The organism is Roseibium sp. AS2 (assembly GCF_038900065.1).
Taxonomy (GTDB): Bacteria; Pseudomonadota; Alphaproteobacteria; order Rhizobiales; family Stappiaceae; genus Roseibium.
Map to the genome: position 1 here is coordinate 589891 of NZ_JBBMQN010000004.1, position 21781 is coordinate 611671.

The 21781-nt window shown below is 62.6% G+C and carries 23 protein-coding genes; 10 read left to right on the forward strand and 13 right to left on the reverse strand.

Translation table 11 applies throughout. The features are described from left to right. Window positions 1-97 precede the first annotated feature (97 nt). From WNZ15_RS14825 to WNZ15_RS14835, 3 genes are read right to left on the reverse strand one after another with little or no spacing between them, the layout of a single operon-like run. The gene (locus WNZ15_RS14825) at window positions 98-523 is read right to left on the reverse strand and encodes an ASCH domain-containing protein (protein WP_342893759.1); all 426 of its coding nucleotides are present in this window, start codon (window positions 521-523) and stop codon (window positions 98-100) included. 3 nt (window positions 524-526) lie between these two features. Continuing rightward, on the reverse strand, window positions 527-2134 hold the full coding sequence (locus WNZ15_RS14830) for a carboxyl transferase domain-containing protein (RefSeq protein WP_342893760.1): 1608 nt from the start codon (window positions 2132-2134) through the stop codon (window positions 527-529). A 1-nt stretch (window position 2135) separates the two neighbouring features. Continuing rightward, complete coding sequence (locus WNZ15_RS14835) at window positions 2136-2807, reverse strand: TetR/AcrR family transcriptional regulator (RefSeq protein WP_342893761.1); 672 nt, start codon at window positions 2805-2807, stop codon at window positions 2136-2138. Window positions 2808-3141: 334 nt separating this feature from the next. On the opposite strand from WNZ15_RS14835, the gene ppk2 reads away from it, so the two are divergent. Continuing rightward, window positions 3142-4050, forward strand: a complete 909-nt coding sequence (gene ppk2 / locus WNZ15_RS14840; protein ID WP_342893762.1) for a polyphosphate kinase 2 — start codon at window positions 3142-3144, stop codon at window positions 4048-4050. 397 nt (window positions 4051-4447) lie between these two features. Continuing rightward, window positions 4448-5455 carry a Gfo/Idh/MocA family oxidoreductase gene (locus WNZ15_RS14845; protein WP_342893763.1) on the forward strand — a complete coding sequence of 336 codons (1008 nt, stop codon included), beginning with the start codon at window positions 4448-4450 and terminating at the stop codon, window positions 5453-5455. A 33-nt stretch (window positions 5456-5488) separates the two neighbouring features. Here the strand turns inward: WNZ15_RS14845 and WNZ15_RS14850 are convergent, their stop codons facing one another. Continuing rightward, window positions 5489-6238 (reverse strand): SDR family oxidoreductase, encoded by a 750-nt coding sequence (locus tag WNZ15_RS14850; RefSeq protein ID WP_342893764.1) that lies wholly within the window; start codon window positions 6236-6238, stop codon window positions 5489-5491. A gap of 95 nt (window positions 6239-6333) precedes the next feature. Between WNZ15_RS14850 and WNZ15_RS14855 the strand changes: the two genes are divergently transcribed. From WNZ15_RS14855 to WNZ15_RS14865, 3 genes are all read left to right on the forward strand, one after another. After that, the gene (locus WNZ15_RS14855) at window positions 6334-7239 is read left to right on the forward strand and encodes an AraC family transcriptional regulator (RefSeq protein WP_342893765.1); all 906 of its coding nucleotides are present in this window, start codon (window positions 6334-6336) and stop codon (window positions 7237-7239) included. Window positions 7240-7598: 359 nt separating this feature from the next. After that, window positions 7599-8066, forward strand: coding sequence for an Hpt domain-containing protein (locus WNZ15_RS14860; RefSeq protein WP_342893766.1), 468 nt, complete (start codon window positions 7599-7601; stop codon window positions 8064-8066). Between the two features lie 115 nt (window positions 8067-8181). Then, entirely contained in the window at window positions 8182-8637 is a 456-nt protein-coding gene (locus WNZ15_RS14865) for a hypothetical protein (RefSeq protein ID WP_342893767.1), read from the forward strand. Between the two features lie 283 nt (window positions 8638-8920). Here the strand turns inward: WNZ15_RS14865 and infC are convergent, their stop codons facing one another. After that, window positions 8921-9460, reverse strand: coding sequence for a translation initiation factor IF-3 (gene infC, locus WNZ15_RS14870; protein WP_342893823.1), 540 nt, complete (start codon window positions 9458-9460; stop codon window positions 8921-8923). Window positions 9461-9830: 370 nt separating this feature from the next. Between infC and WNZ15_RS14875 the strand changes: the two genes are divergently transcribed. Further along, on the forward strand, window positions 9831-10322 hold the full coding sequence (locus tag WNZ15_RS14875; protein ID WP_342893768.1) for a translation initiation factor IF-3: 492 nt from the start codon (window positions 9831-9833) through the stop codon (window positions 10320-10322). 551 nt (window positions 10323-10873) lie between these two features. On the opposite strand, the gene WNZ15_RS14880 is transcribed toward WNZ15_RS14875, so the two are convergent. The 5 genes from WNZ15_RS14880 to WNZ15_RS14900 form a co-directional block, all read right to left on the reverse strand. After that, the gene (locus tag WNZ15_RS14880; RefSeq protein ID WP_342893769.1) at window positions 10874-11248 is read right to left on the reverse strand and encodes a YkvA family protein; all 375 of its coding nucleotides are present in this window, start codon (window positions 11246-11248) and stop codon (window positions 10874-10876) included. A gap of 143 nt (window positions 11249-11391) precedes the next feature. After that, window positions 11392-11640, reverse strand: coding sequence for a hypothetical protein (locus WNZ15_RS14885; protein ID WP_342893770.1), 249 nt, complete (start codon window positions 11638-11640; stop codon window positions 11392-11394). Window positions 11641-11711: 71 nt separating this feature from the next. Continuing rightward, entirely contained in the window at window positions 11712-11879 is a 168-nt protein-coding gene (locus WNZ15_RS14890) for a hypothetical protein (protein ID WP_342893771.1), read from the reverse strand. 134 nt (window positions 11880-12013) lie between these two features. Next, on the reverse strand, window positions 12014-12610 hold the full coding sequence (locus tag WNZ15_RS14895) for an exopolysaccharide biosynthesis protein (protein WP_342893772.1): 597 nt from the start codon (window positions 12608-12610) through the stop codon (window positions 12014-12016). A 37-nt stretch (window positions 12611-12647) separates the two neighbouring features. Next, window positions 12648-13103 (reverse strand): host attachment family protein, encoded by a 456-nt coding sequence (locus WNZ15_RS14900; RefSeq protein ID WP_342893773.1) that lies wholly within the window; start codon window positions 13101-13103, stop codon window positions 12648-12650. Between the two features lie 142 nt (window positions 13104-13245). Between WNZ15_RS14900 and WNZ15_RS14905 the strand changes: the two genes are divergently transcribed. Then, window positions 13246-13758, forward strand: a complete 513-nt coding sequence (locus WNZ15_RS14905; protein ID WP_342893774.1) for an MgtC/SapB family protein — start codon at window positions 13246-13248, stop codon at window positions 13756-13758. A 29-nt stretch (window positions 13759-13787) separates the two neighbouring features. On the opposite strand, the gene WNZ15_RS14910 is transcribed toward WNZ15_RS14905, so the two are convergent. After that, a complete protein-coding gene (locus tag WNZ15_RS14910; RefSeq protein WP_342893775.1) occupies window positions 13788-15488 on the reverse strand; it encodes an acyl-CoA dehydrogenase family protein in 1701 nt (566 codons plus the stop codon). A gap of 126 nt (window positions 15489-15614) precedes the next feature. Here WNZ15_RS14910 and WNZ15_RS14915 point away from each other — a divergent pair, with 126 nt between their 5' ends. Then, window positions 15615-16541, forward strand: a complete 927-nt coding sequence (locus tag WNZ15_RS14915; RefSeq protein WP_342893776.1) for a YihY/virulence factor BrkB family protein — start codon at window positions 15615-15617, stop codon at window positions 16539-16541. A gap of 35 nt (window positions 16542-16576) precedes the next feature. Here WNZ15_RS14915 and WNZ15_RS14920 read toward each other — a convergent pair whose 3' ends face one another. Continuing rightward, window positions 16577-17443, reverse strand: a complete 867-nt coding sequence (locus tag WNZ15_RS14920) for a DMT family transporter (protein ID WP_342893777.1) — start codon at window positions 17441-17443, stop codon at window positions 16577-16579. A gap of 190 nt (window positions 17444-17633) precedes the next feature. On the opposite strand from WNZ15_RS14920, the gene WNZ15_RS14925 reads away from it, so the two are divergent. Then, entirely contained in the window at window positions 17634-19586 is a 1953-nt protein-coding gene (locus WNZ15_RS14925; protein WP_342893778.1) for a methyl-accepting chemotaxis protein, read from the forward strand. A 147-nt stretch (window positions 19587-19733) separates the two neighbouring features. Beyond that, on the forward strand, window positions 19734-20918 hold the full coding sequence (locus WNZ15_RS14930; protein WP_342893779.1) for an FAD-dependent oxidoreductase: 1185 nt from the start codon (window positions 19734-19736) through the stop codon (window positions 20916-20918). A gap of 42 nt (window positions 20919-20960) precedes the next feature. On the opposite strand, the gene WNZ15_RS14935 is transcribed toward WNZ15_RS14930, so the two are convergent. After that, complete coding sequence (locus tag WNZ15_RS14935) at window positions 20961-21758, reverse strand: alpha/beta fold hydrolase (RefSeq protein ID WP_342893780.1); 798 nt, start codon at window positions 21756-21758, stop codon at window positions 20961-20963. Window positions 21759-21781: the final 23 nt, after the last annotated feature.

Here is a 21781-nt window from a genome sequence, read left to right on the forward strand (position 1 = left end):
AACTTTCTCAGTTCGAAAATGGTCTGCCACTTTTCCATGAGCCTTCATGATGGCACCTCATCTTCTGAACGCGCCGTAGCGCGTTTCTCCATTCGGCTCATCTGTTCCACTCCGATTGCAGGTCCTCAACGATCCTGAACCTTTCACAGACCAGTTCCATGACCGGATCGAAGCCGCCATTGCGTGCAAAAAAGGCCTGATGGTCCCGGCGCCAGCCGGCAAGGTCCTCGTTTTCGCCTTCCGCGCGCGCGAAATCCTCGGTCACGTCGCAATAGCGCGTGACAGTCACCTCGAGCGTTTCGATGACCAGGGCTGGGGACCCGTCCCAGTTGAGCGCAATGTCGCGACGGCCCGCAACCGGCATGGCGTCGCCACCGTCCTGAAAATCACGCAGGGCGCCGCAGGTGGCCGTCTTGGTGCCTGAACGAACCAATGCAATCAGCTGGTCGCTCAGCTCCCGGCTGTCGCCGAACTTGAAGGTTTCGGCACCCGGATACTTTTGTTTCAGGTCGTCGATCGACATGGCTTACATCCTGAACAGGCCGAAGCGCGTGGCTTCAATGGGCGCATTGAGCGCGGCCGAAAGCGACAGGCCAAGGATATCGCGGGTCTTGCGCGGGTCGATGATGCCGTCGTCCCACAGGCGCGCGGTGGCGTAGAGCGGGTGGCCCTGTTCCTCGAACTGGTCGACGATCGGCTGCTTGAAGGCCTGTTCCTCGTCCGGGGACCAGGAACCGCCCTTGCGTTCGATGCCGTCGCGGCGGACGGTGGCGAGCACCCCGGCGGCCTGTTCGCCGCCCATCACCGAGATCCTGGAATTCGGCCAGGTCCACAGGAAACGCGGGCCGTAGGCCCGGCCGCACATGCCGTAGTTTCCGGCGCCGAAGGAGCCGCCGACCAGCATGGTGATCTTGGGAACGGAGGTGGTGGCAACCGCGGTGACCAGCTTGGCGCCGTCCTTGGCGATGCCGCCGCTTTCGTACTTCCGGCCGACCATGAAGCCGGTGATGTTCTGCAGGAACACCAGCGGCACCTTGCGCTGGGAGCAGAGTTCGACGAAATGGGCGCCCTTGACCGCGCTTTCGGAGAACAGGACGCCGTTGTTGGCGACGATGCCGACGGGCATGCCATGGATATGGGCGAAACCGCAGACCAGCGTGGTGCCGTAGCGCGCCTTGAATTCGTCGAACCGGGAACCGTCGACCGTGCGGGCGATCACCTCGCGGATGTCATAGGGTGTCTTCAGGTCCGCCGGCACCACGCCGAGGATTTCCTCCGGGTCGTAGAGCGGGTCTTCGGGGCTTTGCAGGGTAACGGACGGCGACTTCGAGCGGTTGAGGCTGGCGATCGCGCGCCGGGCCAGGGCCAGGGCGTGGGCGTCGTCGCGCGCCAGGTGATCGGCAACACCGGACAGGCGCGTGTGCACGTCGCCGCCGCCGAGATCCTCCGCCGTGACTTCCTCGCCCGTGGCCGCCTTGACGAGCGGCGGGCCTGCCAGAAAGATGGTGCCCTGGTTGCGGACGATGATGGTCTCGTCGGACATGGCCGGCACATAGGCTCCGCCCGCCGTGCAAGAGCCCATGACGACGGCAATCTGGGCAATGCCTTTCGCCGACATGTTGGCCTGGTTGAAGAATATCCGGCCGAAATGGTCCCGGTCCGCGAAGACCTCGTCCTGGTTGGGCAGGTTGGCGCCGCCGCTGTCGACAAGGTAGATGCAGGGCAGGTTGTTCTCGGTGGCGATCTCCTGCGCGCGCAGGTGTTTCTTGACCGACATCGGATAGTAGGTGCCGCCCTTGACCGTGGCGTCATTGGCCAGGATCATGACCTCCTGGCCCTCCACCCGGCCGATGCCGGCGATCATCCCGGCGGCGGGGGCCGCACCGTCATACAGGCCGTTGGCCGCCAGCATGCCAACTTCCAGAAAGGGCGATCCGGGATCGAGCAGGCGCGAGACACGTTCGCGCGGCAGGATCTTGCCGCGGGAGACATGGCGCTGACGGGCGGTCTCGCCGCCGCCGTCGAGCGCGGTTTGCGCGGCCGCCCGGACCGTGTCCATGGCCGCCTCATGGGCGACCCTGTTGGCGGCGAATTGCTCGCTTCTGGGCGAAAGGCTCGACTTCAGGATGCTCATGTCATCCGATCTCCCTTGGGGATTGTTCACGGGACCGTGTGCCAGTTCCCGGTGATCCGGTCTCCGGTGCGACGGCCTTGCGCACCAGATCCAGATAAAGCTCTTCGATGTCCGGCCTGGACAGGCGTCCGCCGTCGCGGAACCAGGCCGGAATGCCGGTCAGCATGGCGATGATCGCGCGGGTCGTGACCATGGCGTCCTGAACGGCGTAGCGTCCGGCGGCGGTGCCGTCTTCGAGAATGCCGGCAAGGACCGCCTCGTAGCGGCGGCGCTCGGCCTCGACGAGGTCGAAGTTCGCCGGCTCGAGATTTCTCAGTTCCATGTAGGAAATGAACACCTCGTCCGCCCGCTCCAGGTGGTAGCAAATGTGGAAGCGCACGAAATGCTCCAGCGGGTCCATGGCCGCCGGCTCGCCGCTGTCGACCCAGGCGGCGTGCAATTCGGCCATATGCGACAGCATCAGGTCCTTCAGGATGTCCTGTTTGGTCGGGAAATGATTGTAGAGCGCTCCGGGCCTGACGCCGACATCGGCGGCGATCTCGCGCATCGACACGGCGGCGTAACCGGCGGCGGCAAAGCGCTTCAGCGCCGCCTCGCGGACACGCGCGGCGGTTTCCTGACCCTTCGCCCGGGCCGGGCTGCGTATCTGCGTTTGAACGGCTGCGTCGCTCATCAGGCTCCTCCCTGCTCCTGAAAGTAAATGAACGACCATTCAGTTACAAGAAGATTTTGAGGGCGAGGCGCAGCCTGAGGCACACGATGGCCTGCAGTGCCAAAGAGCGTTAAAACAGGTTCCTCAGGCGGGTCATAATTCACGCACTTGGAATAAACCGGCATGACTGTCAAAAAACTTACATGGATAACCTGTTCACAGTCCTACGGTATCCGGCGTTCACCAGAAGGGCGGATGACCAAGCACATGAAAACTGATCCGTGCGCGCAATCGGCTGGAATGACTGCGCGCCGACCTTGAGCGTTTCGCCTCAATTGTACAAAGGGACCGACGGATGACCGAAGACAGCGCAAAGACCTGGGTTGAAACCGAATGGGCGGACAGTCTGGACGAAGAGCTGGAAATGGAGATCGACGATCTTCTTGTCGCCAAGGATCTTGCGTTCATCTCGGACAAGAAGCACAAGTCCCCGGTCGAGCGGAACACCTATTTCCACGAACTGCTGCGCCTGCAGTCGGAACTGGTGAAACTGCAGGACTGGGTCCAGCACACGGGCGAGAAGATCGTCATCGTGTTCGAAGGCCGCGATGCCGCCGGCAAGGGCGGCGTCATCAAGCGCATCGCCCAGCGTCTCAACCCCCGGGTCGCCCGCGTGGTCGCACTTCCGGCGCCGACCGACCGCGAAAAGACCCAATGGTATTTCCAGCGCTACGTACCGCATCTGCCGGCGGCCGGCGAAATGGTGCTGTTCGACCGGTCCTGGTACAACCGTTCCGGTGTCGAGCGGGTCATGGGCTTTGCCGATGACAACCAGGTCGAGCAGTTCTTCAACGACGTTCCCGAATTCGAGCGGATGATCGTGCGCTCGGGTGTCCGCCTGATCAAATACTGGTTCTCCATCACCGACGAGGAGCAGCAGTTGCGCTTCCTGATGCGCATCCACGATCCGCTGAAGCAGTGGAAGCTGTCGCCGATGGACCTGGAATCGCGCGTGCGCTGGGAAGATTACACCAAGGCCAAGGAAGAGACCTTCGAGCGGACCAACATTCCCGAGGCGCCGTGGTTCATCGTCGAGGGCAACGACAAGAAACAGGCACGGCTCAACTGCATCAGCCACCTTCTGTCGATGATCCCCTATGAGGACGTGCCGCACGACCCGATCACCCTGCCGGAGCGCGTCTACAACTCCGACTACGAACGCAAGGTCCTGCCGGAGCACCTCTACGTGCCGCAGAAATTCTGAGGCACGCCAATCCTGGTTGAAACCGCGGGCGCGTTCGCACCGGCGCGCCTGTTTCTGATTCGGTACACGGGCCGGCCTGACAGGTGGCAGGTTGTCTGTCGTGTGTCTGGCCGATCCTTCGAGACGCGCGCGAGCGTGCTCCTCAGGATGAGACCGTGGGTTTTGAGAGGTCCGGGAATGCCAGAACGCGCCAAAGCCTCCCCCTCATCCTGAGGAGCCGCGAAGCGGCGTCTCGAAAGATCGGCCACATCCTCCTGGAGCACGCGATCCCGGACAAATGCCAGTCACACCGCAAGCCTTCCGGCGCGGTGACCGCCCTTGCAAGACCCTTGTCATTCATGCCAACTGAGGGGCGTGCCTCAAAAACTGGAAAAAAGACAAGGGAAGGATGCCCGGGATGAATGGGAAGAAAATTCGCTGGGGGATCGTCTCCACCGCAAAAATCGGCCTGGAAAAAGTCATTCCGGGTATTCGGCGGTCGCAGACCGGAGCCGCATGTGCCATCGCCTCCAGGGCGCTCGACAAGGCACAGGCCGCGGCGACCGATCTCGGCATCGAGAAGGCCTATGGCTCCTACGAGGAGCTGCTCGCCGATCCGGACATCGATGCCATCTACAATCCGCTGCCCAATCACCTGCATGTTCCGGTGACGGTGCAGGCGGTGGAGGCGGGCAAGCATGTCCTGTGCGAAAAGCCGATCGCGCTCGATGCGGCGGAAGCCGCCAGGTTGCTCGATCTGCCGAAGGACAGGCTGATCGCGGAGAACTTCATGGTGCGAGCCCATCCCCAGTGGATCAGGGCGCGCGAGATCGTGCGCTCCGGAGACCTGGGCGAGCTCAAGGCCATCCAGTGCTTCTTCAGCTATTTCAACGACGACCCGGGCAATATCCGCAACATGGCCGATATCGGTGGTGGTGCGCTCTACGATATCGGCTGTTACACCATGCTGGCGGGCCGCTATTTCTTCGATGCGGAGCCGCAGCGGGTGGTGTCGCTGGTCGACCGGGATCCGGAATTCGGCACGGACCGGATGACCAGCGCCCTGCTGGATTTCGGCCGGAACCGGCACCTGAATTTTGTCGTCTCCACCCAGTTGACGCCCTATCAGCGGTTCAATCTGGTGGGCACGAAAAAGCGTTTGGAGATCGTCATCCCGGTGAATGCGCCCCAGGGGGAGGCTGTCCAGATCCGCCTCGACGACGGCTCGATGCTCGGGGATCGCGCCATGGAAACGCAGACCATTGCCCCTTGTGACCAGTATGGCGAGCTGGTCGACGTCTTCGGCAGGGCGATCACCGGGGAAATGCCGCTGCACCATGGCGCGGAGGACGCCGTCCAGAACATGAAGATCCTGGACGCGCTGTTCGCCTCGGCGGACAAGGGCGGCTGGGTGGATGTCACCTGATCCTGTAGCCCCCGCGTCCCGGCATCGGCCCGGCTAGGCGGCCAGAGCCACGGCGTCGCTGCCGGCCGGCAGGCGCAGGGGACAGGCCGGATCGGTCACGGCTCTCCAGACGGCATCGACCACATCCGCCGGAAGGGTCAGCTCCTGGTCCGCAATCGCCATGAAGCTGCTCATGACGTCGTCGATGAAGGGTTTGTAGTCCGCCGGCGGATCCTTCGCGTCTGCCCCCAGTGTCCTGGCCTTCTGGCCGAAGCTTGTTGTCGGTGCCCGTCCCGGCAGCACCAGCCGTACCCGGATGCCCAGGGGCGCCAGCTCCAGGGCCAGACACTCGGTAAAGGCGTTCACGGCGGCCTTGCTGGCCGTGTAGACCGGCAGCAGCGGCAGCGGTTTCAGCGTCACGCTGGAAGACACGTTGACGATGACGCCGGCCTTTCTCGAACGCATTTGCGGCAGCACCGCCCGGATCAAGTCAAAGGATCCGAAGGTGTTGGTCTCGAACAGAGTGCGGATCGCCTCCAGGGGCGTGCCTTCGAAGCAGGACAGAAAGCCGATGCCGGCATTGTTGACCAACGCGTCAATCGGGCCTGCCGCCTCGACGGCCCGGGCGATGCTGTCGCGGTCGGTCACGTCCAGAGGGAGCATCCGCAGACGGTCCGAGGCCGGCAGAAGCGCCTCATCCGGATTGCGCATCGTTGCAACCACGGACCAGCCGCGATCGAGGAAACGGCTTGCGGTCTCCAGACCGAAACCCGAGGAACATCCGGTAATCATCACCGATTTCATGACACAATCTCCTTGGAATGGATGCTTGTGATTTTGGCGAAATCGATCAATCTATCTATAATGGAAAGTCTCTTATTTGTTTTTGAAAGTCCTGAATGTCCGATCCGCTCTCCGAGATGATCTCGCTTCTGCGTCCGCAGGCGCCCTATTCGAAGCTGGCCGAGGCATCCGGACCCTTCCGGGTGCGCCGGGAGGATGTGGACGAACTGTTCTATTGCATGCTGCTTGCCGGCCGGATCTGCCTGGAGATCGACGGCAAGCCGGCGATGGAATTGAGCGCCGGTGATTTCGTGCTGATACCGGCGGTGGCCGCGTTCACGGTCTCTAGCCTTGATCCACCCCCGCCTCCCGGGCTGGTCAGCCGCCCTGTTGCGGGCGAGGACGGAATTTTCCGCATCGGAGGGCAGGACGGTCCGGCGGAAGTCCAGCAACTTGTCGGACATTGCAGTTTCGCGAGCCCGGACGCGGAGCTTCTGGTTTCACTGCTGCCCGATCTGGTCGTTGTGCGCGGCGAAGGCCGTCTCGCCACGCTGGCTGCCCTGGTTCGTGACGAAGCGCGTGCGGATCGCCCGGCGCGGGAGGTTGTGGTGGAACACCTCCTGCAGGTTCTCCTGATCGAGGCGTTTCGCTGTTCCGAACACACGGATGCGCCCTCCGGCCTGTTGCGCGGCCTGGCCGACGCGCGTGTCGGTCCCGTCTTGCGAACCATGCATGCAGCTCCGGACCGTGCCTGGACGGTGCCCGAACTGGCCGTCCTGGGGGGACTTTCCCGCTCCGCCTTCTTCACGCGATTCACCCGGATCGTCGGAATTCCGCCAATGGGCTATCTGATGAACTGGCGAATGTCACTTGCAAAGCACCTGTTGCGCGCGGGCAGGCACAGCATCGCGGACGTGTCAGACAGGATCGGTTACGGGTCATCCAGTGCGTTCAGCACAGCCTTCACCCGTCATGTCGGCCAGGCGCCCGCGCGGTATGCGAAGGCGGTGCGCGCGGAATAGCGTGCTCGTGGTGCCGGCGCGTTCCGTGTCCGGGTTTGATAGTCCGAAGCAGGTGCGATTCGGCGTTGAACCAGCAAACAGAGGGACTAAACGACGAAATTACGTAGAGAAACATACTTTTTTCTGCAATTTTTAGGCATTTGAGTCTGAAATTTCGCGGAAAAATAAGTACTTTTCCATATTTTACAAAAAATTGCCTATAGAAATTTTGCACTTTATGAGCGAAGTATCGGCATAATTTCTTATTTTAAACTCAGAAAATTCTCGTATTAAGCACTTTTTACAATGAATAATTGCAATAAAGTTATTTTAACAACTTAATCGTGACATCGCACATGTAATAGTGAGTGAAGAATGTCATGACTGAAGCGGTCCAGGCGAGAGCTGCACAACTTTTCACAGCATTCGAAAAGCGTCTCAATCATGACAGGGCCGAGCTGATCGCGAATGGAGACACGGCAGCAAGCCAGGCCGGCGGTCCGGATTTCGACGCGGTCCGCTTCATCGCCCACCGCATTGTCGGGAGTGCCCGGATGTTCGGATGCGAGGATCTGGCCGAACCGGCCGGGAAGGTCGAAGGACTCGTCGACGCCGGTGCAGACGTGAGCGTAATCGTTCAGGCAGTGAACGAACTGGCCGAGCGGATCGAGTTCCTTGCGAGCGATCAGGTCTTTCATGTGACCTTCAGCTGCGGCCTGGCCGGGTCGAAGGACGAGCGTGGCGGCGAAGCGCTGCTGGCGCTGGCGGATACAGCGCTCAACGAGGCCAAGGCCGGTGGCCGCAATTGCATACGCACATATCTGCCCGGTTGTCGGAGCGAGTTCTAAGCCGGGGATCAAGCGACAGGGACGCATCATGTCACAGGACGGGACGACCTCTTTCAGAAGATACATCGCGAAATTCGGTGACCTGAATCTGACGGGGAGCCTCAAGAAGAGGATCATGATCCTCACGGCTTTTTGCGTCGCCCTGTCCACACTGGCGATCGGTGCGCTGTCCTATTCACGGATACGGTCGGAGACTCTCCAACTCGCCGAAGTCAAACTGGCCGCCGAAGCGCGCCTGCTGTCGCAGCGCTTCAGCCTTGCTTACCATCAGATCGCCAACGACCTGATGACGGTCGCCGAGACATCGCCGGTCCAGAGGTTGATCCGAAGCTTGCAAAACGGCGGCATTGAATCGCTGGACGGCTCGTCGGAAGCGCTCTGGCGCGGCCGGATGGCTACGATTTTCAGGCGATTCTCAGAGGCCGTCCGGAATACTTCCAGTTCCGGTACATCGGCGTCGGGGCGCGTGGCCGCGAACTTGTGCGGGTCGACCGGACATCTGCGGGTCTTGAGATCCTCACCGGGGAGGACCTGCAGGAGAAGTATCAGGAGCCATATTTCAAGCAGGTGAGAGAGGCGCCGTAAGGTCGAGACACAGTTCCACGATCGAGGCGATATCCTCGTCGTCATCGACATAGAGTGCTTTGATCATCGGCTGCGGACCTCCGGAAACAGGATGTTCCGCGGCGGTGCGCGGAAATTGCCGTGACGATACCCTGGAGCCGTTTACAATCACTGAAACCGTATGGTGAAACTGCGACCTGCCGCGTCGCCTCGATGGTTCTGAGGGCAAGCGGCAACAAAAAAACCCCGCCGGAGCGGGGTCTTGAAATTCAGCAGCAGGATGCGGCAGCCTATTTGATGGGTGCCAGTACCATCACCATCTGGCGGCCTTCCAGCTTGGGATTGGATTCGACCTTGGCGATCTCGTTGGTTTCCTCACGGACCTTGTTGAGCAGCTTCATGCCCAGGTCCTGGTGCGCCATTTCGCGTCCCCGGAAGCGGAGTGTGACCTTCACCTTGTCGCCGTCATTGAAGAAACGCAGCATGTTCTTCATCTTCACCTCATAATCATGGGTGTCGATGTTCGGACGCATCTTGATCTCCTTGATCTCGACGGTCTTCTGCTTCTTGCGGGTCTCTGCGGCTTTCTTCTGGGCCTGATATTTGTAGCGGCCATAGTCCAGGATCTTGCAGACGGGCGGATTGGCATTCGGCTGAATCTCGACGAGATCAAGCCCTGCATCCATGGCGATGCCCATCGCCTCTTCTGTCAGTATGACGCCACGGTTAGCGCCTTCGTGATCGATCAACTGGACTTCGCGTACGCGAATTTCTTGGTTTGTGCGCGGGCCTTCCTTTGTAGGAGGCGGGGCGCGGAACGGACGGCGAATGGTCGCAATCTCCTCTATCGTTTCAACGTGATGTCAGGAACTGGCTTTAATCATGCGCGAAAAGCCTCGGAACATCTGTACCAAGGGGATTAAGCATGCGTGGCCTGACGCCATCCCCTAAGCTCCTGCGAAACTGGCCAAAAGTCAACCGAATTCGGTGCATCAGCGTCTGCCGGGCAATGTTTTTGCGAGGCCGGCTTTCTCGGGGGGACGGTCTCGGGCTCCAGTCTCGGGCGCTTATCTCGGGTCCCTGTCTCCTGTGGCCGGTTCGGGATGGCCGACCAGTGCGCACCAGCCATCCGGGTTGCAATCCGGCCAGTGGAGGATCAAGTAAGAAGCCGAAACACTCCGATCAAGAAGGATCCGGGATTTGGACGGTGGAAAATTCATCTATCAGCTTCTCAAGGTGGTGACCGGCTTCATTCTCGCCGTTCTGGCCAGCGGCCTGTTCCTGGCCTGGGGGTTCTTTCGAGCCGGTCATCCGGAAGACGATCCGGTGGCATTCGCAACCATGATCGGCACCGGCCTGGTCGGGGCGAGTGTTGTCGGTGCAACCGCGCTGGTGCCGGCCGGCCTGTTGATTGCGGTTGCCGAGGCGGTGCGGCTGCGCGGGCTGATCTTCCATGTGGGGGCGGCCGGGGCGCTTGCGTTTGCCGTATGGAGCCTTGGTGGCGAAGCGGAACCGGGAAGCGTCCGTCCCGGCAGTGCGATTACCCTGGCGGCCGGTTTCATCGCCGGTGCCGTTTATTGGGGCGTTGCCGGGCGTACCTCCGGCCTATGGCACGGCAGATCCGGGCGGACATCCTTGCCGACCACGAACGACCGGTCCGGTAAAGATGAGGGCGCGTTGCGGCGCGACTGAGCGGCGTTTCCGCCGGGAAACCGGACCTGGGGAGATCTCAGACTGCTGACAAACTCACCGGGTCATTCCGACCGGTCTGCAGCGCAGCTGCATGGCCAGAGCCGGAATCCAGCGGTTACTTCGCGCTGCAAGCGCGTCTTTAATAATGATTTCAGATGCCTGGCTTGCTCCGGTGCTCGCCTTCGCTCGCGCTGACATGCGGGGTTCGGGATCAGCGCGCAGCGTCGCTGTACTTGTCCGGAAGGACCAACCGAGAGTTTGTCAGCAAGCCGGGACCTGGGGAGGTCTCAATACCATCCGCATTTGATAGGAACCCATTTGATGGCATTGTCCCAATTGGCCGACGAGGCGCGCTGCGCAGGACGGTCTGGTTGACCGTTCAAGCAGCGCAACGCTGTTCGGCAAGCCGGAACAAGCCACCGAAGGCCGCATTTGGAGGGTGTTCTGCCGCGTCGCGCGTCTTGGCCGATATCCACATCGCCCTGCAACGCGCTCCTTGCCGAACACCCTCCAAATGCGGTCAAATGGGTTCCTATCAAATGCGGATGGTATCAGAGGTCGCCGTCCTTCAACGCCTCGCGTGCGGCGTGGTAGTGATCGTCGCGCATGTGCCGGCGGATCAACGCGAATGCGGCCATCAGCACCGCAGCGTCGTCCCCGAAACCCACTCCGAGGATAAAATCCGGGATGGTGTCGAGCGGCATCACGAAATAGGCAAGGGAGGCCAGCAGTGTCGCGCGCACCTTGACCGGGGTCGCCGGGTCGAGCGCGCAGTAGTAGCCCGCGACGACGTCCTCCATGAACGGCACCTGCCGGGCCGCCTTGCGGGCGGTGGCAAGCAGCTTTTCCCGTATGGACTTTTTCTGCTCGTCTTCCGGGCCGAGGATTTCGGGGTCGAAGCCCAAGTCTTCAAAGGTCGTGGTCATGGTCCTGCGCCTGTCGTTTTCCTGCTTCCGGAAAATAGGTCCTGCAGTCGGCCTGTTCAATAACCCGCTGCGACCAGGCAGGGCCCGGCCGCCCCCGGGGCGTCCGTCCGGTACCTGAAGGAAGCCCTTCCGGTCAGCGCTTTTCAAAGCGTTGCCGGGCTGTTCTCGTCGGCTTCGGCCAGCTCAGTGTGCCCGAGCCGTTCCAGGGCCCGGTCGATTTCCAGCAGCCCCGACGTGCCCGCCCGGTCGTTGCCCATCGGGCTTTCCGTGGCGGCGCGTTCCAGGGCGCGGGCGTCCTCGCGCATCTTCAGAAGTTCGGCGACCCGGTCTTCCCGGCTGCGGCTCCTGTCACTCAGAATTTTGGCGATCTGGTCGTTGACCGGGCTGGTCATCGGATGTCTCCCTGTTGGTCGAAATGGTCTGTTGTCCGCATCATGTGGTTTCCGGCTCGATGCCCGCCGATCTAGTAGGTGAGCATGAAGGTGAGCGCGAGCAGTGCCAGGATCGCGCCGCTCAGCCCGAAGCCGATGGCAAGGCCTTTCCAGTTGCGGTCTTCCTGCCTTCGGATCTGCTCTTCCAGGCGGATGTCCTGCCGGTGAGCGTCTTCCTGAAATCCTTGCTGGGTCATCATCTGAACCTCGCGCTGTCGCGTGTTGACGGTGCCTGCCGCTTTCGCAGGGCACCTTCGTAAACGTCCGGGGCGCGGCTTTGTTCCAACGCGGACAGGGAGGCTGCCTCAAGCGTGTGCCCGCGCGGGAACCCGGTTCAGCCACTGAGAACCAGGGCGTACACAGCCCAGACAGCCGCCCCCACGGGCAAGATCGCGATGAGCGCGTAGAGACCGTCGCGGGTCATCCGCGAGAAGGCGATCAGGCAGACGGCTCCGCCGAGCAGCGACGAGGAGAACGGGACCAGTTCGAGCAGTGGCATGAAGGCGCCGAACAGCGCGCAGGACAGAGGCAGCAGGAACCGGAACGGCCGGTGGAACAGGAAGCGCACGCGGGTGTGCGAATGATCGTCGAGCCAGGCGGCTGCCGGACGCAGCCTTGTCATTGCCTCGCGCACCTTCGACCCGGCCAGGCTGCGCCGGCCGAGCCACTGCGGCAGCCAGACCTGGTCCCTGCCGATCAGCCACTGGACCGAGAACAGGGCAATTGTCAGGCCGCACAGGCTGGAAAACAGGGGAATGCCGCTGAGCGGTGTTACCACCGCGGCCGCGGGGATCATGATCAGCGCGGCGAAACCGGTCTGTTCGAACGTGTCGACGACACGGCCGAGCCGCAAGGTGTCCCGCCACGCCACGTCGACGGTCCTGTCGATCAGGTCGGTGAGCGCAACGCTCTCCTGACTGGTACGGGTCATGGAAGGCACCTTCGGCCGGCTGCCGTCGAATCGGGCATCAACTTTTTTCGAAGACGATCGTCTCGATATCGCCGATCTCGTGATTGGTGAGATCCTTGTCGATCTCTGCGATCACCTTCGAGGCGACCTCCTTGTGCAGGTTTTTGCGGATCTCCCCCAGTACCGATGGCGCGGCGACCAGCACGAGCTGGCTGAAATCCCCCTTGTGGGCGCGCTTGTAGAGAATGTCCGACAGTTCCGACGCGAACCGATCCTCGGCCAGTGAGTGCCAGTCGGTTTCGGCGACCGCGCTGCGATGGGCGCCGGGACCGTCGCTGAGGCGGCCCGGACGGTCCGTGCCCTGATCGTGCGTGGCCGGGTTGTCCTGTTCCTTCTTCTTGAAGATCTCCAGGTTGGGGAATTTTTCGTCGCCTTCATTGCGCAGAAAAAGTGCCTTGGCGCCGTCGGCCACAACGATCCAGCCATCATGCTTCAAGCGGATTGATGAACTCATCTGGTCCTCCTGTCGGAATTGTCAGCGGTAAACGGTCTGAAATCCGATCCGTTCCGAAAAGATGCGATGACGGAAACGGAACCGTTTTTCAGTACCGTGCGTTTTCGGGTCAGGTCAGTTTACAGCGGAAGGCGCGAAAATCATGTCCGAGCGGATCGCCGCAGAGTTCAATTTCGACTTTGCAGCTTTTCCAGCGGAGATCATGGCACTGCGCATGATCGCCGCGATCCTGCTTGGCGGTGTCATCGGGTTCGAACGGGAAGGGCGCGGCAAGGATGCGGGGCTGCGCACGCACATGCTGATCGCGTTCGCATCCTGCCTGTTTCTCCTGGTCAGCCAGGAACTGGCCGAGCTGCCCTTCGAGGGGGCGTCCAACGTCAATGTCGATCCGCTGCGGCTTGTGGAAGCCGTCACCGCCGGGGTCGCGTTCCTTTCCGCCGGCCTGATCTTTTCTCAGGGAGACCGGGTGCGAAATGTGACCACCGGGGCGTCCATGTGGCTGGCCGGGGCTATCGGGACCGCCTGCGGCGTCGGCCAGATCGGCATCGCCTGCGTGGCCACGGCACTGGTGGTGACCGTCCTCGCTCTGGTGGGCGCACTCGAACGCCGGATTACGAGGCGCCGCGCGGCCCGGGGTGACGGCGGTCGCGCCTGACAGGCCGCCTTCAAGCTGGCGGCCGGACGTCAGGAATTGCCGCGCGTTTCCAGCAGCCGCCGTGCGATGACCTGCGCCTGGATTTCGGCCGCGCCTTCAAAGATGTTCAGAATGCGGGCATCGCACAACACGCGGGAGATCTCGTATTCAAGGGCAAAGCCGTTGCCGCCATGGATCTGGAGGGCATTGTCGGCCGCGGTCCACGCGACCCGGGCACCGAGCAGCTTGGCCATGCCGGCTTCCAGGTCGCAGCGTTTGCCGCTGTCTTTCTGCCACGAGGAGAAATAGGTGAGTTGCCGGGCGATCATCAGTTCGGCGGTCATCAGGGCCAGCTTGTCGGAGACCCGCGGAAAGTTGACCAGTTCCTTGCCGAACTGGACCCGTTCCCCGGCATATCTGAGGCCGAGATCGAGCGCGGACTGGGCGACACCGAGAGCGCGGGCGGCGGTCTGGATGCGCGCACCTTCAAAGGTCTGCATCAGCTGCTTGAAACCTTCGCCCTCGACCTGGCCGAGCAGGTTGTCGCCCTTGACCTCAAAGCCGTCGAAGGCAATCTCGTATTCTTTCATGCCGCGGTAGCCGAGGACCTCGATCTCGCCGCCGCTCATGCCCTCGGCCGGGAACGGATCCGCGTCCGTGCCGCGGGGCTTTTCCGCGATGAACATGGACAGGCCCTTGTAGCCCGGCTCTTCCGGATTGGTGCGGACCAGAAGGGTCATGATATCCGCGCGCACCGGGTGGGTGATCCAGGTCTTGTTGCCCGAGACCTTCCAGACATCGCCGTCCTTCACCGCGCGGGTTTTCAGCGAGGCGAGATCGGAACCTGTGTTGGGTTCGGTGAAAACGGCGGTCGGCAGGATTTTGCCGGAAGCGATTTTCGGCAGCCAATGCTGTTTCTGCTCCTCGGTGCCGCCGCACAGGATCAGTTCGGCGGCGATTTCGGAGCGGGTGCCAAGCGAGCCGACGCCGATATACGCGCGAGACAGTTCCTCGGAGACCACGCACATGGCTTCCTTGCCGAGACCGAGGCCGCCGAATTCTTCCGGAATGGTGAGGCCGAAGACGCCGAGCTCCGACATCTGGGTGACCACGTCCATCGGGATATAGTCATTTTTCAGATGCCATTCGTGGGCGTGGGGCACGACGGTGTCTTCCGCGAAACGCCGCATCTCGTTGCGGATCTGCTCCATGGTTTCATCAAGGCCCGGGTCACCGAAGGTCGAATGGCCGGCCTGGTCGCGGATCAGGCCGGTGATGCCGTCGCGGATGCCCGGGGTGTTGCCGGTTTCGATCAGGGCCGCAATTTCGGGTGTGAGGCTCGCGTTTGCCTCCTCCCGTGTGATGCCCAGGTCCGCAAGGCGAACGAATTCGCCCTGGTTCATCGGAATGCCGCCGAAGATCTGCGCCAGATATTCGGCGAAGCCCAGTTGAACGATTCCGTCTTCCAGAGGGCCATAGCGGCCTTCGGACGCGAGGCGGCGGGCATAGGCATCCAGCTGGCGCAGGGCCTCGACATACGTCGCCAGCCAGGCCAGACCATGGGTTGCCCGCTGTTCTTCCTCCATCCGCGCGGCGGAGATGCGGCCATCCCTGATCACCAGATCGCGCACCCGCCGCGCCGCCAGATCAAGCAGCCGGTCGAGCGCCACAACGGCGGCTGCCGTGCGTTCCTGAAGATCGACAGGCGGACGGGCAGGTGATTCTGCTGCGGGCAGGGCTGCGGTGGACATGATGATCTCCGTTTTCATTTGTTGCGCAGCAGCGCTTTTTGTTGAAGCTATGTTGCGTCGCACACCCGCATTTGTCGAGGATGAATTTATAGACCTTTTGGCTGAGAGGCTTTTTGGAAGCCGGTCTTGACGGAGCCCCTGGCTCCGGGCCAGATCAGGATCATGAGCGCCCGACAGACAGTTCTGGTCATTTACGCGGTCCTGAAGGATGCAATCGGCCATTTCACCCGCGACGACGGCTTCGCCATGGCCAGTCACGTCGCCCTGTCCGGCCTCCTGGCGGTTTTTCCCCTGTTGATCTTCATCGCGTCCCTGGCCGCGTTTCTGGGAATGACCGGCGCGGCCGACACTGTTTCCGGTCTGTTGTTCGAGGCCTGGCCGCAAAGCGTTGCCTCGCCGGTGGTCCGCGAGATCCACAACGTTCTGACCGTGAGGCGCGGAGACCTGCTGACCTTCGGTGCGGTCGCGGCGCTCTGGTTTTCCTCCAATGGCGTCGAGGCGCTGCGCACGGCCCTGAACCGGGCGTACCGGCAGCAGGAAACCCGTTCGTTCATTCTCCTGCGCCTGCAATCCCTGGGGCTGGTCCTCCTGGGCGCCGGCATCTTGCTGGCCTACACGTTCCTTGTCGTCCTGGCGCCGTTGGCACTCGAAACGCTCAAGGTGTATGTGCCCCAGGTCGAAACGTTCCTGCTGTCCATCAATGTTGCCCGTTTCTCGCTGGCCGGTTCGCTGCTGATCATCGGACTGTTCATCACGCACTGGCTGTTGCCGTCCGGCGACCGTTCCTTCCGGGACCTGTGGCCGGGCGTGCTGGCAACCCTGGTCATGTGGATTTTTGCCGGCAGCACCTTTGGCGCCTATCTGGCCAGCTTCGCCAATTACGTCTCCACCTACGGCGGGCTGGCCGGGATCATGACCGCGATGATCTTCCTTTACATCTGCGCGCTGGTGTTCATCCTCGGCGGTGAACTCAACGCCGCGATCTCCCGTCAGCGGCTCTACTGGCAGCGGCGCGTCAGCCGGCTGCCCTTGAAACCGGAAGCGGATGTCTGACCTGGTCTGCAGGGTTGCGCCGCAAGGCGCCGCATTCAGCCGGTCTTGCGGATGGTCAGTACGGCACTGATCACCAGCACCATGCCCGCGATCTGGACGGCGGTCAGGGTTTCGCCGAACAGGAAATAGCTTTCCACGGCCGTGGCCACCGGAACCAGGTAGAACAGGCTGGCAACCTTCGACACGGCGCCTTCGCGGATCAGCAGCATCAGCAGCAGAACAGCGCCCACGGACAGCACGAGAACCAGCCAGGTCATCGCGAAGATCAATTCACCGGACCAGGTGATCTGCCAGCTCTCGGTCAGGCTGAGCGGCGCGGTGACGACCAGGGCGCCGACATATTGCCAGACCGTGGCGGCCAGCAGGTCCGTGCGCTGCACGAAGCGTTTCTGGTAGACCGTGCCCGCACTGATGGCGATGACGGCGATCAGCACCACGCCGACGGTGGTCACGGTGATGCCGCTGCCGCCCAGATCGAACCCCGGACCGAGCACAAGAGCGAGCCCGAGAGCGCCGATCGCCATTGAAAGCCAGTGCTTCCAGGAGATGGTCTCGCTCAGGAGCGCAACCGCCATCAGGGCCGTCAGGACCGGCTGCAACCCGACGATGATCGACGACGCGCCTGCCGGCATGCCCTGCTTGATGGCCCAGAACACGCCGCCGAGATAAATGCCGTGCACCAGTATGCCGGTGACGACGCAGTGCAGGATGGCGGGAATCGTGGTCGGCCAGGACTTCGCCAGCACCAGGGCAAGCAGCATCAGCACGGGCAGGACAGCGGCAAACCGTACGGTCAGAAAGACCATCGGATCGATGTAGGGCGCGCCGAGTTTCGACCCGACAAATCCGGTGGACCACAGCAGGACGAAGATCACCGGAGCGAATTTGGCAAGGAGTTTCAAAAGTTGCCTCAAAAGGAGGAGGGTCGCCGAAAATTTAGGCGTTTTACGAGCGGAATAACTACCTGATATTAACAGGAAATTGGTGATTTCGACCAAGTCTCAGGGTCAATACACGGCTGATATGGGGCATACGCTGGTGACCTTCAGAACTCAATCTTCTTTTCGCTTCCTGTCCGGATTGCCGGTCAGGATGCGAATTCTCTCGCTCAGTCTTTTCACCATTGTGGGACTTCTGGCAATAGGCGCTGTCTTCTTCTGGAGCCAGAAAGAAGTGGACACCGCTTTCGCGCACATGGGGGGCAGTTCTCTGCTGACGGAACAGGTCGGCAAGCTCTCGGAAGCGGCGGTCGGACTGAGGACGCAGGAAAAGCACTATATCAGCGCGCCTTCCGCAACAAGCCTTGCTGTCTTTTCCGAGGCGATGTCGCGGGCGCATGCGATCCTGGTGGAGATAGCCGGAAATCCGGCCGCTGCCGACCATCAAGCCGAGGTGGCCGATGTCGGTGCCGTGCTTGCCGAGGCCATGGAAGCCTTCCGCGCGCTGGACGCCATTCAGCAGAAGATCGGCTATGACGGCTCGCAAGGATACCTGGCCGGTCTCGACGGATTTGCCGGGGCGGTCAAGGACCGTCTCGCGGAGGAAATGAAATTCGGCGGCGGTCCCGACTTTGAAAAGCTCGCCCGTGCCATCCTGAGTGTCCAGCTGGCCGAAAAGGAATTCACGCGCAATGCCGGCACGCAGTCGCTGGAGATGTTCGAGGCCGAGTTCGCCGCATTCGAGAAGCTCCTGAAAAAGGTCTATATCTCCGACGCCATCAAGGAGAAGCTTGCCGGCGATATGGCCAGCTACAAGGCCGCGTTTGACGGCTATACGGCGGCCAATGGCGAAAAGGCGCAGACCGCGCAATCGCTTGAAGCGCTGTTCGATCTGGTGCCGCCTCGCATCGCTTCCCTGAATGCGGCAGCGGATACCCTGAAACAGGAGGCGACCGCGCAACTGGCCGCGGCGCGCTCGATCGCCGCCATCGCGATCGGCGGCACTATTCTGGTCCTGCTGATCCTCCTGCCCGCGATCGCCCTGCTCATCGGGCGGTCGGTCGCCCGTCCCCTGGCCCGTCTGCAGGTGGCCATGGAGGCGCTGGCGGGCGGGTACACGGATCTGGACCTGCCGGAGACCGGCGGCAGCGCGGAACTGGCCTCCATGGCCCGCGCGGTACAGGTGTTCCGCGACAACGCGGTCGAGCGTGCGGAGCTTGCCCTGGCGCAGGATCGCGAAAATCAGGACCGCGCAGACCGGGTCGCCCGCCTCGATGTGCTGATCGGCGCGTTCGAGGGCACGGTTTCCGGAGCGCTCGACAGTCTGGACCGGGCCAATGACGAGCTGTGCCAGACCTCGCATTCCATGGAGCAGTCCGCCGACGACGTCGCCACCCAGTCGGGGGAAGCGATCGGCGCGGTGCGTGCCGCCGCCGACAACGTCATGTCAGCCGATCACTCGGCGGAAGAGCTCGCGGCGTCCATTGCCGAAATCGCGGGCCAGGCGAACAAGTCGACCGAAGTGGCCCAGCAGGCGGTCAGGAGCGCGGCATCGACGGTGACCACCATGGAAGACCTGTCCAGGGCTGCGGACCGGATCGGAGAGGTCATGGGCCTGATCCGGGATATTGCCAGCCAGACCAACCTGCTGGCGCTCAATGCGACCATCGAGGCAGCCCGGGCCGGCGAAGCCGGCAAGGGTTTCGCGGTGGTCGCCGCCGAAGTGAAACAACTCGCCGAACAGACCTCGCGGGCAACGGGAGACATTGCCACCCAGATCGAGGCGATCCAGGGATCGTCCGGACAGGCTGTCCGGGCCATCGAGGATGTCAACCGGATCATTGCCGACATGGAAGGGCTGGCATCGACTGTGGCCCAGGCGGTGGAGCAGCAGGACGAGGCGGTTCAGGCGATTTCCCGTAATGTCTCCAACGCATCGGAGCGGTCCGGGATCGGGGTCGCCCGCATGGAAGCTGTCGGAGCGGCCGCCGAACTGGCGCGCTCGAACGGCTCGGAAGTGGAACAGCTCGCGGGCTCGCTCGGGCGGCAAGGCACGCTGATCCGCGAGGAGGTCGCCGGATTCCTGCAAGGGGTGCGCAACGCCTGAGGTGACCGACCGGGGGTTTTGGGGTCCGGAAAACGCCGCGCCGGTTTCGACGCGGCGTTTCGCCCTTCTGGCGGACGGCTGTCCTTCGTGTTAGCCATGCGGGAGGGACAAAAGGCCGAACGGCCGAGCGTTAAGAAGGCGGACGGAATGCAGGAAGACATCGTCATCATCGGTGCGGGCCAGGCAGGCGCACAGGTTGCCCACTCCCTGCGGCAGGGCGGGTTCGAAGGTCCGCTGCGTCTCATCGGCGACGAACCTCATCCGCCCTACCAGCGGCCGCCGCTGTCCAAGAAGTTCCTTGCCGGCGAGATCGGCGCGGAGGGACTCTGGCTGCGCCCGCCCGCCTTCTACACCACCCAGAATATCGACCTGATTCCAGACACGCGCGTCGCCGCGATCGACCGGGACGCGAAACGCCTGAAGCTGGAGAGCGGCGACACGCTTTCCTATGGCAAACTCGTTCTGGCAACTGGCACCCATGCCCGGCTTGTCAAATTTGACGGGGCCGACAAGGACGGCGTCGTCACGCTGAGATCCATTGCAGATGTGGACCTGATCCGGGACCGGCTCCAGGCGACCGGGCGGATCGTGATCGTCGGCGCCGGATACATCGGCCTGGAAGTTGCCGCCGTCGCCAGGGCACTCGGCAAGGACGTCACGGTTCTCGAAGCGCAGGACCGGCCGATGAAGCGTGTCGTAAGCCAGACGGTCTCCGACTTCTTCATCCGGCTGCACGAGAGCCACGGCGTCGATCTGCGCCTGAACACCGGGATCGAGTCCCTGGAGGGTGGAGACGCGGTCACAGGCGTGAAGCTGCAGGGCGGAGAGGTCGTGCCTGCGGACCTTGTGCTTGTCGCGGTCGGCGCCGAACCCAATGACCGTCTGGCCGCGGAGGCAGGTCTTGAAGTCGACAATGGCATTCTGGTCGACGGCTGCGGCCAGACCAGCGACCCGGATATCCACGCCGCCGGCGATTGTACCCGGTTCTATTCGGGCCGCTACCAGCGGTCGGTGCGCATGGAAAGCGTTCAAAACGCGATCGACCAGGCCAAGGCGGTGGCGCAGTCCCTTGTCGGCCAGGACGTTGATTACGACCCGATGCCCTGGTTCTGGTCCGACCAGTACGACATCAAGCTGCAGATCGCCGGCCTTTCGGAGGGCTATGACGACACCAGGGTCGTCGGCTCGCCAGACGACCACAAGTTCTATGTCGCCTATCTGCAGGCCGGGCGCCTGATCGCGGTCGACAGCATCAATTCGCCGCGCTCGCACATGATGGCCCGCCGGGTGATCGGCGAGAACTGGCGCGACGACCTGCTGCCGGCGGCCTAGGGGCGGGCTTCCCCGGCGCGTGTTCTTGTGCGCCCCCTCGACCTAGTCGGTTGCCGCATTCTGCAGGATCAGCCGGATGGTTTCCTGGGGGATTTCCAGATGGACCATGTGGCCGACGCGCTCGAAGATGTGGGTGGCGACGGTGCCGGGCAACTTGTGCGCCTGGCGGGTGGGCAGCACGCGGTCCTGGGTGCCCCATACCACCTTGATCGGCATCGGCAGGGCCGCCAGTTCGCCGCGCGGCAGCGTCTTTTGCACCGAGCCGTCGATGATTTCGCCGGCGATCGTCTCGAGCGTCGCAGCCGCACCCGGTCGCGCCCGGCTTTCTGCGGCTGTTCTTGCAAGAAATTTCGGCAGCTTGAATTCCCAGCCGAAAAACTGCTCCAGAAGCGTTTCCATGGTGTCCGGATCGGTGGCCGCCGCGTAACGGCGCAACAGGCGATGATTGATTTCCGGCCCGAACCCTCCCGGAGCAAGCAAGGTCATGCTGGCGACCAGCTCCGGATCGCGCAGGGCGATCAGTGCGGCGATCGCGCCGCCCATGGAATGGCCGACCAGGTGTACCCGTGTCAGGCCGAGGGCTTCCAGGGACCGTGCCACGGCCTTGGCCGACACGCCGGCGTTGCCGATCCGCGGCCAGCCGAGCGCATCGCCATGACCCGGGAGATCGAAAGCAAGCGACCGCTTTGCGGACGCAAGACCCGTCTGGATGTTGATCCAGGTCTGCTTGTCACCGCCAAAGCCGTGCAGAAGCACGATCGGGGCACCTGTGTCCGGGTCTGTCGACGCCTGGTCCCGGACCGGCAGATGCATTGGAGCGTCGGAGCTTTGGTCTGTCATGATTCCTGCTGTTTTGAGGCGTT